The sequence below is a fragment of the Terribacillus aidingensis genome (genome assembly GCF_900215625.1).
GTDB lineage: Bacteria > Bacillota > Bacilli > Bacillales > Amphibacillaceae > Terribacillus > Terribacillus aidingensis.
Genome location: NZ_OBEK01000003.1, coordinates 96,578 through 108,540, shown reverse-complemented (window position 1 = coordinate 108,540; position 11,963 = coordinate 96,578). Strand labels below are relative to the sequence as shown.

The window sequence follows — 11,963 nt, the reverse complement described above, 5'->3', positions numbered from 1 at the left end:
TTATTGATTATGTATGTAGGATTATTAAGGTTCAGATCCAATCACAGCGTTTTCAGGCGTAATGTTGTCTTGTTGCTGCTGCAAATATCCATATCGGGTAAAAGCTCTCGCGTACGCAAATGTTCCATTATCCTTAACTACAACAACTAGTTCCATATCATCTCGCAACGACATATCTACGGGATCGTGGAATCGCATACCAAGCTTTGCCTTCATATATGCTTCATCTGTGTAGGGTGGGAAAATAATAACTTCCTTCCACTCATAATCAATATGATCCCCAAAATCAAAAGTCTCAGAACTCGCAGTTTGCAGCTGTTCATGAAGACTTGCTTCCAATGTTTTATCGTGACTTACAGATATTCGAGGCACAATGATAAGAATCACGATGAGAATAAGTACTGCGAGTGATAGCATGACTAGCAGCTTTTTCGCTTTTTTAGATATAATAATCTGCTCCATTCTAGTTATAAGATATGAAGTTATTATAATACAATTTGTTTTCTGTTTACATATTTTTAGCAATTAAAGAAAAATGAGGATTGAAAAAGACAGAAGCCATCTGCATAAGATTGCTTCTGTCTTTTTATGAAATATTAATTAGATTTAACCCTCAGTACCTAATGTTTCGGATGTAGCTTGCTTCCCGCTTGTATTGTTACCTTTTTTCAAGAAGAATGCCAAAACTAAACCAATTGCTGATAGTATGACAGCTGCAAGGAAAGCGGCATCCATGCCTGTTACTTGTGCTTTCGCAGGGTTGGTGAAATCACCATATTTAATTGTATTCGTCATGATCGTAATCAAAATGGCTGTACCAATCGACCCGCCGACTTGACGGAAGGTATTGTTCATTGCCGTCGCATGCGGAATCAAATGATTCGGCAAGGCATTAATGCCCGCAGTGGTGAGCGGCATCATAACCAGTGCTGTTCCCGCCATTCGTAACGCGTAAATTATTACGATAAAGGTAATCGACGTATCCAGCTCTAGGAAAGCGAACGGAACAGTTGTCGCTGTCATCAGCAGGAAGCCGACAATAGCCAGCGGTTTAGCACCGATCCGGTCGAAGATAGCTCCGACAAATGGAGATAATACGCCCATTACAACTGCTCCCGGCAATAACATTAAACCGGAATGAAATGCACTGATATCTCGCAAGTTCTGAGTATACAGCGGCAAAATAGTTTCTGTACCAATCATTAAACCAAAAACAAGCATCCCCATGATGGTAGTAATCGCAAATGTGAAATTCTTAAATACTCTAAACTCTAACAATGGTCTTTCCAGCTGCAGCTGGCGAAGAATGAATAAGAGAAGCGACAGCGCACCTATTCCAAGAGTGCCCATAACCTCCAGATTAACCCACCCGCTAGTACCGGCAGAACTAAATCCGTATAAAATACCACCAAAACCGATGGAAGAATACACAACAGAAAGCACATCGATTTTTGATTCCCGAAACGTTGTTACATTTTTCATGATAAAAATCGCCAAAATCAAATCGATAACAGCAATCGGCAATACAATATAGAACAAGTAGTGCCATGAGAAGCTGTCTACAATCCAACCGCTAAGTGTTGGCCCGATTGCCGGTGCAAACGCAATAACAAGTCCGAACATTCCCATTGCCGTCCCGCGTTTTTCAGGAGGGAAGATTGTTAAGAAGACTGTCTGCATCAGCGGCATCATAATGCCGGCGCCGATTGCCTGGATAATACGAGCTAGTAGCAGAACGCTGAAAGTCGGCGCAACCGCTGCCACAAGTGTCCCGATACTGAAGGTTGTCATGGCAAACAGGAATAACCTTCGGGTCGAATACTTTTCAATTAAGAAGGCCGTAATAGGAATCAAAATCCCGTTCGTCAGCATAAAGGCGGTCGTCAGCCACTGCCCTTCATCCGCGGTAATAGCAAAGTCACTCATAATATGAGGGAGTGCTGTAACCAATAAGGTTTGGTTCAATATCGTAACGAAAGCACCGACAATAAAAATCGCCACTGTCGCTTTTCTGTTTATTTGCATGTTTTGTTCTGCCATGTGTATTCCTCCATTACATGAGTAACCGAACGGATCGGATACATTCTTTTAGTAAGGATTGTTGATCTAAGTACGTCAGCAAAGCTTCAACAAGATAGCCGGTCGGTTTATCTTTTGCTAATTCTTTTTCCAAGTGGTCTGCCGCCTCAGTCAAAGCTGCATCTTGCAGCGTATTCGTCGTGATTTCCTGGATTTGCAGGAAAATTGTATGCATTAATTCGGCGTTTCCAGGCGACTCGGCCAGGTCTGCGTGGTAATGTAATTGGATATGCTGCTCATCCAAAAGAGGAGCCCGCCGCAGCTTATCTGTTACGATTGCATCCATCACCAGCTTCAACTCATGTGCTACTTCAGCTGGGTCGCGGATAATCACGCCATCCGCCAACATTTTTAAATATGGATTCAGCAGACCGAGCAAATTCAGTGTCATATCCCATTTGAATGGCTCTGCTTTTTCACCATAGAGATTAAGAATCATATCCTGGTGCCACTTCATAAGTGTAGCTCTAACATTGTTCATATGCCGCTGAAGTTCAGAAGACTCCTTAAAAGGAGGAGAGAACATCAACATCTGAATCAAATGCTTGTTTTCTTTAAAAGATTCAATCTCCAACACAATCTTTCGCTCAAACCGAGCTTCCGCAGATAAACTCTTATCCGCCTCAATTAAAGCCGCCTTATTTGTCAGCTGCTGGTGATTATATTGAAGCAGCTCATCCAATAAGGATTCCTTCGAATCAAACAGCTTATAAATAGAAGCTTTTGAAATCTTACAAGCTTCTGCAATCGACTGCATGGACACCTGCTGAAAACCAAATTCCGCAAACTTCTGCTTCGCAGCCAATAAAATCTCTGTCTTCCGATCCATCTACATCCCCTCACTCAAAAACTCGTTGGTTTTATAAAAACCGATAGGTCACTATTGGCACTATACGCCCCAGGAAATCGAAAGTCAATACATATGCTATAGGGTACCCGAATTCTCTCTTCCTAAAAGCGTTGACAAGCCCTAGCATCTAGAATAAAATAATACAAGACGTTACATTACATAATGATTCCGTAGCTCAGCTGGGAGAGCACTACCTTGACAGGGTAGGGGTCGCTGGTTCAAGTCCAGTCGGAATCACTACTTACAATCGTTGATATGAAGCGATTTATAAGAAAAACACCACTTTTAAAAGAGTGGTGTTTTTGTCGTTTATAGGGTGTTTGATACGAATTTGATACGAATGCTTACTCGTTCTGTGCGTAGAACATTTTGCCGAACTCAGCGACAGTATCTTTTTGCAAGTTGGGTAGCAAATGACTGTAGGTGTCTAATGTTATTCGTACGTTCGCATGGCCGAGTCGTTCTGATACGATTTTCGGATTTACTCCAAGCTGGCATGCGTATGCCGTAAATCATGAAACCTTATTCTTTTTACGCCGCTTTGTTTTATCAAACTATAAAATATTCGGTTGAGGTTTCTAGGGTTAAGAGGAGTACCTACGCTAGTCCTTATAACTAAATCATGCTCATTCTTATAAAGAGGCCTGTTAGCCATAAGCTCTTGCTTGTACATGGACTTCAACCGCAATATTTGATTGAGTGTATTTTTGTCTACGGATATTCTTCTGTTACCTGCGCTAGTTTTGGCGCCAATGTTTAACTCGCCATTCATATCCATTGTCTGTACAACAGAAAGAGTTTCATTCTGTTCATCTATATCTTTCCAACGTAGACCCAGTATTTCTCCACGTCTCATGCCTGTTGTTAAAGCTATTAGAAATACAGAATAATATCTGGAGTTCTTTGCAAAGTCTAAGAATGTCTTGATATCATCCTCATCCCAAACTTCGACTTCTTTCTTTGTTACCTTCGGTGGGTCTACCAGAGCTGCAGGGTTACGGAGGATCATATCCCACTTCTGCGCTTTATTTAATGAATCATTTATAATTGTGTGCAACTTTCGTAAGTTCTCAGATGAAAGACTTCCGCTGCTTTTCACATCGTTATAAAAAGACTGGATGTCCCGAGGAGTAATCTTGCTTATTTCTAAATGACCAAGCGCCGGCACAATGTGGCTATTTACATAATAGGTGTAGCTTTGAAAAGTACTCTTACGAACATTCATACCTTTATCTTCAAGCCAGGACTTCATGAACTCTGCGTACAAGGTTTTGGAAGGTTCAACATATACGCCTTTGTTCATAGCATCTTTCGCTTCAGTCATGGCTGCCTCGGCGTCTTTCTTTGTTTTAAATCCACGCTTCAGTTTCTTTTTATATTTACCGTTCTCTTTATAGCTGAAGGAATAGTACCTTTTTTCGTTTTGGCATTATCATCTTTGTAGACAGGCATTACTCATCTTCCTTCCATACGATGACTTGATTGATTGGTATTTGATAATGACTGCATACCTTGTCTAATACTTCCATGGCAACATATTCATTTCTGCCCATCTTAGCCAGGGTGGCAGAAGAGATACCAACATCTTCACGCATCTTCGATTTTGTTTCCTCTACATCAATAAGGTGCTTCCATAAGGGAGCATATGAGAAAGGCATGTAATAACCTACTTTCCATCATTTATGTGCATATTATAAAACTAATTGTTTAACTATGTAAATGTTTGTTTTATGTTTATGTAGGAACATACGGGATTTTATAGAAAATATTTCTTTTTTTACTCTAAATAAGTTCATGTCACTCCTTATATTTCCGTGTATATTTGTATTATCAACAGTCGGCCAAGAGATACTTGGCTGGCTTTTTTTATGCCTACTGTCCTCTACGTAGGGGACACATTCACTGTCCTCTACGTAGGGGACACCACTGTCCTCTATATAGAGGACACCAAAAATAGTTCCTTCATATAATGGAAAACTGCTAAAGAAAAGTATTAAAGAAATATATAAAGAAATACCTAGCAAACGTTATTTGCTAGTTTTAATGAAATAAGAAGTATAAAAGACTATGTGTTATTTATTTCCATGGGGTATTATAGAGTAAATTAGCTTACTGTAAGAGTTATTTACACTAAAGTTATTTAGGAGGCAAATATATGGAAAGCAGTTCATTAACGTCAATAACGAAATTAGATGCACTTTTAGAGGAGTTTAAAGCTTCTAGAGAAGAACTTAATCAAATTGTAGCCGAAAAAGCCCAGTCTTTACGGAATATGCTGAGTGAGCGTAGTCATCTTATAGATTGGTATTGTAATAATAAAGTATTTTTCATGCACCCAACAATACAGTACGTTACAATGGTTGGACCTATTCTCGGAATGGATGAAAAAGAAAGAGATGTATTTGTCTATGAATACCAGTCTGGCATGGTATACAGGTATAGCAGAGCTAACTCCAGAAAAAAAGAAGCAATCTCATTTGAAAAGATTGTTGAACTTGATCAGTTCGATAATGCGGTGTCAGGGTTGGAATATCTCAATCACATCTTAGATGATCTTGTAAAGGACATGCGTGAACAAATCAATAAACATAAAGGCGATTTTAATTAATCTAATGATTAAATTCTAATAAATACTTGTTATAGAAAGGCATTCTCCTTTAATTGGAGGATGCCTTTTATAGTTCATAAATTTAAAAAAGTAGGTGATGGGATGAGATGAAGAATAAAAAGGCTGCAGCTGCTAAGAAGGTAAACAAGCCGATGACCGATAAGGATTGGAAAGAATTGATGGGAATGAACCGCGATACTTATAAGCGTGGTAAGGGTGGAGTGATAAGGAGTACGAAGAGGTGATTAGATAGAAACGGGTAATAAGGAGGGCGATTTACCTGTGGATACATGTATTTATAACTAGTAGGACACACAAAAAACACATGGTGGTGGTAAATTATTCAAATCGGCCGATTTTTTAGCATGTTATTAGGTGTCTTGACGTCTACGCCTAGTAATCAAATTAAAAAAATCTAAGAAATCGAGAGTGTAGTACAATGAAAAAGTTTATATCAGTCTTACTAGCAACCATATTTACCTTTACCCTGCTGTTACCTATGACAGCTAATGCAGCACAAACTTCTGATTCAGATTACGAAGCACTGTATAATCAAGCAATACAAGAAGGTATTGTAAATAAAGAAGAATTAAGTTTAGAAGAATGGTTGAAACAGAATGAAGAGTTTCAACAGATATATGATGATGGGGTTAATGATGATGTTCTAGATCCTTCTACACTTAAATATGGCGAGTGGTTAAAATTAAATAATTATGGCCAGGAGCCAAAAGATGAGGATAACGACCAAGTAGTTACTTTTAGAATCCGTGCCAAGTCTACTTTTACTGTGAGACCAGGAGATATCTTTATTACTAATTCTACTTCTGGATCAGGAATAGTTGGACATGCAGCAATAGCTAACGGGTCAAACCATATCTTAGATATGCCAGGAGTAAAAAGAGGTAAGTCGAAAAAGAACAATAACCGTCAGTTAACTGTTTCGCAATGGTTATCAAAATATGATAATGGTTGGATTAAAGTATATAGAATAAAAGATAAAGCGTTAGCAGCCCAAGTTGCTAAATATGCAGATAGACATTATTATTCTTCTAAAGGAACAGCAACTAAAGATATTCATATAGATTATGGATTGACTCCACACTTGTATTCATTGACTCCAAGCTATTGTTCAAAGCTAGTTTATGATGCATACTATTATGGTTCTGGGTCAAAAAATGTAATGAAAAAACACACTGGTTATGTATTTCCTTATGACCTAGTTACATTTTTTAATAGAAGTTATAAGCCATCCAAGGTACATACTTATTAATAGGAGTTATTATGAAAAAGAAAATAATGATGATAATAATACTAATTATTGTAATTGTAGGTGCCGTATCTTTAGGGAATTACTTCATAAATAGGTACACTGCAGAAAAGAAGATAGACTCGTATATAGAAGACTACGGTATTTCTAAAGAAGATATAAGCGACGAGAATTACCCATTATTCGGATCACTTAATTCACCACCGGGATTTGTTAAAGTAATCTATACTAAAGATGATGGGGATAACTTTTATATTTTTGAATATGACAAAGATAATGATAAAGTTGATGTCTTTGGAAATGTACGTGGAAACGAAGTTCCAATTGATGATGAATTTTTCAAGGAACTTAAACATCAACCTTCTGATAAAGTGTTGCCATAATTTTAAACCCTTTTACCTAATAGGTAGAAGGGTTTTGTATTAACTAAAAACATCGTTCGTAGTTATCTTTCTACAATAAAAGCAGAAAACTCAGAGGGGTAATTTTCATGACTGAGTACAAGACCAGGCAGCAGAAGCAAAGGTTTTATAAGTCAGGACCATGGCGCAAGCTAAGGCTCGTTGCATTAGAGCGTGACAACTATGAATGCCAGCAGTGTAAGAAGAAAGGAAAGTTCAGCAAGGGACAGAACGTTCACCACATACAAGAGATCTATCATCATCCTAAGCTTGCTCTTGAGTTAGATAACCTTGAGACACTATGCATCAACTGTCACAATGAGGAACACAAGAGGACGTTCAATAACATTGGTACGAAGAAGGATAAGAAGGAGTGGAATGATGAGAGGTGGTAACGGAATTTGTATCACTTTCTCAAAGAGAACCAAGAAAGATACAAAAAGTATATATAATTAATAAGTAGCCATAAGATATACTAACTGATAAAATTATGGTATTAATACCCATTAACACTTTGAATTTGGTATTAAAGGAGGTGACCATATTGCTTTTACTAAAAATATTGATAGGTACTATACTTGGTCTCGTCGGAGTTGCTTATGAAATGTTAGTTTCTAATCCTAACCATTTGATGGTTTTCATTTCTTCAATAATTGGAGCTATATTAATTGGCTGGGCAATAGCGGAGATTATTCTAAATAATAATACCTCAAGTGCGAAGAACAATGTGAAGTTGTAATTAAATATCAGTTGATATAAGGCGACCTTTCAAAAGGGAGGCGTCTTTTTCTATACTTGTGACTAGAATAGTTGCGATTCTAGGATTTAATAGTGAATAACATTAGACCCCCCGCCTAAAGTTTTGGGCGTTTTTTTATGCTTGGGGAACCGGGGCAGGGGGTCGATTTTCCAGATTTATCGCGCGCGAGTGAGTGAGGGGAGGGGGGGTACCCATGAATGTCGAGGAAATATTCTAAGGAAAAACAGAATGAACAGATTGCAGCTGAGATAGAAAAGTGGAATGCGACGCTTAGCAAGATGCCATCGAACAAGCGGGAAGCTGCACAGGTTCTTGTCGAGCGGGTTGCTTTTATGACTGTCACTCTTCGCATATTGGAAGAAGACATAAAAGCTAAAGGGCCGACTTATAGATTCGTGAATGGTTCACAAAAGATGCATGTGGAGAACCCCTCCCAGAAATCTTATAACACCATGATCAATCGATACACTGCAGCATGCGATAAGCTGCTTGCTATGGTGCCGAACGCTCCGGTAGATATCGATAAAGTACAAGCCAAGAAACAGCGCTCTGCGGAAGACTTGGTATGATACAGAATCAATATGTCACTGAGTACATCAAACTCTGGAAGACGGGCAAAATTGAGCTGAATAAAGAGCGCATAATGCTCATTGCCTATCTGGAGAAACACATCCTCACCCGGGATGACTTGTACTTTGACGAAACCATGCTTGAAAACTTCATAAAATTTGCTGAGCGATGGTACTTCCCATTAGAGCCATTCCAGAAATTCTTTTCGGCGTTTGTCTTTCTTTTGTATAAGGAAGACGACGCCAATTTTTATGAGCAATTTTTATTACTCATGGGCAGGGGCGCCGGTAAGATGGTCTCATCTCCGCCTTGGCGCACTTCTTTATCATTCCGCTGCATGGCATCCCGAAATATAACGTGTCGATTGTGGCCAACAACGAGAAACAGGCCAAGACATCTTTTAAGGAAATCTATGACACTATAGGATCCAGAGAAGTTCTGGAGGATATGTTCTATCGCACCAAAGTTTTGATAATGGGATACGACACTAAAAGCGAATTGCAATTCCATACATCAAACGCTGGAACAAAAGATGGTCTGCGCGATGGCTGCGTTATCTATGATGAGATTCATTCCTACGCCACATTCGATACCGTAAACGTCTTCTCTTCTGGACTTGGTAAGGTACGTAATTCACGAGAGTTCTTTATCGGCTCAGATGGGTATGTCCGCGATGGTTTTCTGGACAAAACAATTCAAAGAGCCATGGACATCCTTGAGGGTAAAGAGTTGGACGATCCGCTGTTCCCATTCATTTGCAGAATCGATAACGTTGATGAAATGCATGACCCGGACAAATGGGGCAAGGCAAATCCTATGTTCGAATATGAAATGTCGACATATGCGAAAGGATTGCTAAGAAAAGTCAAGACCCAGTATCGTCAGTTGAAAACAAACCCTTCTAGCGTATGGAATTTATAACGAAGCGAATGAACTTTCCGGAAGTAGATCTTGAAAATCAGTTGCTACTTGGGAAGAAATCGAAGCCACTAACAGACCGATGCCTGACTTGCAGGAAAGGACTTGTATCGGCGGTCTGGATTATGGGAGGATTAAAGACTTTGCAGCCGTTGGTTTGCTGTTCTACGTCGATGGCAACTACGTCTGGAAAACCCATTCATTTGCTCGAAAAGGATTCCTCGACTCTGTGGAGCTGCAGGCACCGATTCGGGATTGGGAAGATGAGGGACTGCTGACTGTTGTTGATGGTCCAGTAATAGACATCAAGCATATTGTGAATTGGTTTGTAGAAATGCGAGAGACCTACGGGATAACGAAAATTGTAGTCGATCTCTACAGATTGGATTTGGTCAAGACAGCATTGGAAGATGCCAACTTTGAAGTCCTGTTTATACGGAACCCGCGAAGTATCCCTAGCAAGCTGGCTCCGAGAGTGGAAACGATGTTCGCTAATCGCAATCTAATCTTTGGAGATAACCCACTTATGCGCTGGTACACAAACAATATTTATGTCAAGACCAGACCTGACGGTAATAAAGAGTATCTGAAGAAAGACGAGTATCGCCGGAAGACAGACGGCTTCCAGGCGTTCATTCATGCTTTGTGGCAGGCCGATGAAATAGTGCAGGATGTCGGAGAATTCTTCCTGGATGCACTAAATTTCTAAACAGAAGGGGGTGATAGATTGGGAGTGTTAGATTTATTTGGACTGCTTAAAAGGAATCGCGAAATAGATCAGATGATTGATTTGGATCTCTTTGAAGACAGTTCTAATAAAACTCATTTGAAGCGTGTGGCTATTGAAACATGCATAGGGTTGATTAGCAGAACAATAAGCCAGTCAGAGTTCCGAGTTAGGAAAGATAAAAAAACAATCAAAGATGAAATGTATTACAAGCTGAATCTACGGCCCAATAAGAACATGACAGCTTCATACTTTTGGCAAAAGGTTGTTCGAAAGCTGATATACGACAATGATTGTTTGATAGTCCAAAGCGATTCTGGCGACTTACTAATTGCTGACTCTTTCGTTAAAAACGAATATGCGGTGATGGAAGATGTGTTTAAAAATGTCATTGTGAAAGATTACGAATTTAAGCGTAGCTTCCTGATGCTGGCAGAGTTTTGGATAGTGGAGTTCGCTGATACGCTGAGCGACCTCACAGCAGCTATTCGCACTGCGAAGGTAAATGCTCCAGGAACCATCGAAGATGCGCTCAGCGATGTGCAAGGCGAGAGTACACGCGGTCTTTAAGTCGGAGATAACCGGAGAGTTGCAAAGCAACGAGTAGCGAAGGCATTCGAGAGGCATGGTCTCACATCATTTGTGAAGGACAATAAGCGGCTGCCGCTGGATTTCTATGCTGGCCTAGTGGCGGCAACGAAACTTCGAGACGCAACGGTTACCGGTATCAGCAAATGGTGAATGCCCGTAATAATTACTTGAGGTTAAGTAAGAAACCTCTTGTCTTACCTGCATGGTTACATATAGTAGCTTACATCGTATTCCTTTATGCAATTACTGGTGTATTGTATCTCTTAATCATGTTATTACCAGAGGGATCAGATGGTTCAGAAAGCTCAAATCTATTAATGATAGGGTATCTGTTTCTTATATGGATCCTTTATTACGTTTCGTTTAAGATAGGTCAGAATAAATTACATAAGAGAAAACTACAAAGAAATAGAACACAATTAAGTAAACACGAGGAAATGTTTAATCAATCGAGAAATCAGCTAGATAGTACTGTTACTAATATTCCACCAGCCTATTTAACTTTAAATGCTCTTACGAAACTTCATGAGTACTTTGCAAATGGTAGAGCAGATTCTTTAAAGGAAGCGCTAAACTTATATGAAGCAGAGAAGCAACACCATGCTCACCTACAAGCATTATCTGATGTGAAAATCATGCAAGAGGAAATGATAAGAGTCACGAACGAAAATAACCGATTACAATGGATGGGCATGTTCAGAAGATAAAATATAAGCAAGTCTTATAAGGAGCTTATTATGGAAGAGATAAAGAGAAGCATCAAAAACTATGAAGAGCAGTATGAGATAACAAGCAGCGGAAGAATTATTTCTAAACACACTAACAAAGCTAGGCATAAGAAAGGTGACGAGCATGGTTATACACATGTTCATTTATCTAAAAATGGTATACGAAAACTATATAGGACCTTCGATGTTTGGAAAGAGAATTTTCCGGAATTAGATACTACAGAATATAAAGGATTAAAGTTAATTAAATAATACTTTGGCGGAAGCAGTAAGGATGTAGAAAAAGTGGGCGCCAGTTGACGTCCATTTGGCGTCCAACTCGATTGACATTAATAAAGAACAGTCAGTATTATTCCAACCAATTCAGAAGTGAATCCCAATGTACAAGGCTTTATTCTACTCTTACCATATGCGAACATACGTACCAAATGACCTTGACAGGGTAGGGGTCGTTGGTTCGAGTC

General features: G+C 39.3%; 13 protein-coding genes, 1 tRNA gene and 2 pseudogenes. 11 read left to right on the top strand and 5 right to left on the bottom strand.

What is annotated here, in order from left to right:
- Positions 1-24: 24 nt before the first annotated feature.
- The 3 genes from CRO17_RS11075 to CRO17_RS11065 all read right to left on the bottom strand — a co-directional run bounded on the left by CRO17_RS11075 (position 25) and on the right by CRO17_RS11065 (position 2,908).
- Positions 25-462: a hypothetical protein gene (locus CRO17_RS11075; protein ID WP_143596018.1), complete on the bottom strand. Its 438-nt coding sequence runs from the start codon at positions 460-462 to the stop codon at positions 25-27.
- 144 nt (positions 463-606) lie between these two features.
- On the bottom strand, positions 607-2,046 hold the full coding sequence (locus CRO17_RS11070) for an MDR family MFS transporter (protein ID WP_425444448.1): 1,440 nt from the start codon (positions 2,044-2,046) through the stop codon (positions 607-609).
- 7 nt (positions 2,047-2,053) lie between these two features.
- Positions 2,054-2,908 carry a TetR/AcrR family transcriptional regulator gene (locus CRO17_RS11065; protein ID WP_097042202.1) on the bottom strand — a complete coding sequence of 285 codons (855 nt, stop codon included), beginning with the start codon at positions 2,906-2,908 and terminating at the stop codon, positions 2,054-2,056.
- A gap of 185 nt (positions 2,909-3,093) precedes the next feature.
- Between CRO17_RS11065 and CRO17_RS11060 the strand changes: the two genes are divergently transcribed.
- Positions 3,094-3,166, top strand: a tRNA-Val gene (locus CRO17_RS11060).
- 244 nt (positions 3,167-3,410) lie between these two features.
- Here the strand turns inward: CRO17_RS11060 and CRO17_RS11055 are convergent.
- Both CRO17_RS11055 and CRO17_RS11050 read right to left on the bottom strand, forming a co-directional pair.
- On the bottom strand, positions 3,411-4,253 hold the full coding sequence (locus tag CRO17_RS11055; protein ID WP_245864774.1) for a tyrosine-type recombinase/integrase: 843 nt from the start codon (positions 4,251-4,253) through the stop codon (positions 3,411-3,413).
- Positions 4,254-4,380: 127 nt separating this feature from the next.
- Positions 4,381-4,587, bottom strand: coding sequence for a helix-turn-helix domain-containing protein (locus CRO17_RS11050; protein ID WP_097042201.1), 207 nt, complete (start codon positions 4,585-4,587; stop codon positions 4,381-4,383).
- 497 nt (positions 4,588-5,084) lie between these two features.
- Here CRO17_RS11050 and CRO17_RS11045 point away from each other — a divergent pair, with 497 nt between their 5' ends.
- From CRO17_RS11045 to CRO17_RS10995, 10 genes and pseudogenes are all read left to right on the top strand, one after another.
- On the top strand, positions 5,085-5,537 hold the full coding sequence (locus CRO17_RS11045) for a hypothetical protein (RefSeq protein ID WP_097042199.1): 453 nt from the start codon (positions 5,085-5,087) through the stop codon (positions 5,535-5,537).
- A gap of 107 nt (positions 5,538-5,644) precedes the next feature.
- Positions 5,645-5,782 carry a hypothetical protein gene (locus CRO17_RS17560; protein ID WP_097042197.1) on the top strand — a complete coding sequence of 46 codons (138 nt, stop codon included), beginning with the start codon at positions 5,645-5,647 and terminating at the stop codon, positions 5,780-5,782.
- Between the two features lie 194 nt (positions 5,783-5,976).
- Entirely contained in the window at positions 5,977-6,807 is an 831-nt protein-coding gene (locus CRO17_RS11035) for a C40 family peptidase (protein WP_097042196.1), read from the top strand.
- Positions 6,808-6,818: 11 nt separating this feature from the next.
- Positions 6,819-7,187, top strand: coding sequence for a DUF3139 domain-containing protein (locus CRO17_RS11030; RefSeq protein ID WP_097042194.1), 369 nt, complete (start codon positions 6,819-6,821; stop codon positions 7,185-7,187).
- A 107-nt stretch (positions 7,188-7,294) separates the two neighbouring features.
- Positions 7,295-7,600, top strand: a complete 306-nt coding sequence (locus CRO17_RS11025; RefSeq protein WP_097042192.1) for an HNH endonuclease — start codon at positions 7,295-7,297, stop codon at positions 7,598-7,600.
- Between the two features lie 562 nt (positions 7,601-8,162).
- Complete coding sequence (locus CRO17_RS11015; RefSeq protein WP_097042189.1) at positions 8,163-8,534, top strand: hypothetical protein; 372 nt, start codon at positions 8,163-8,165, stop codon at positions 8,532-8,534.
- Positions 8,531-10,162 (top strand): annotated as a pseudogene (locus CRO17_RS11010) (terminase TerL endonuclease subunit). Before CRO17_RS11015 ends, CRO17_RS11010 begins: the two are co-directional and overlap by 4 nt.
- A 72-nt stretch (positions 10,163-10,234) precedes the next feature.
- A pseudogene (locus CRO17_RS11005) lies at positions 10,235-10,603 on the top strand (phage portal protein); the annotation flags it as partial.
- 605 nt (positions 10,604-11,208) lie between these two features.
- On the top strand, positions 11,209-11,478 hold the full coding sequence (locus CRO17_RS17555; protein WP_179636991.1) for a hypothetical protein: 270 nt from the start codon (positions 11,209-11,211) through the stop codon (positions 11,476-11,478).
- 30 nt (positions 11,479-11,508) lie between these two features.
- On the top strand, positions 11,509-11,751 hold the full coding sequence (locus CRO17_RS10995) for an NUMOD4 domain-containing protein (protein WP_097042185.1): 243 nt from the start codon (positions 11,509-11,511) through the stop codon (positions 11,749-11,751).
- The last annotated feature ends 212 nt before the right edge of the window (positions 11,752-11,963 follow it).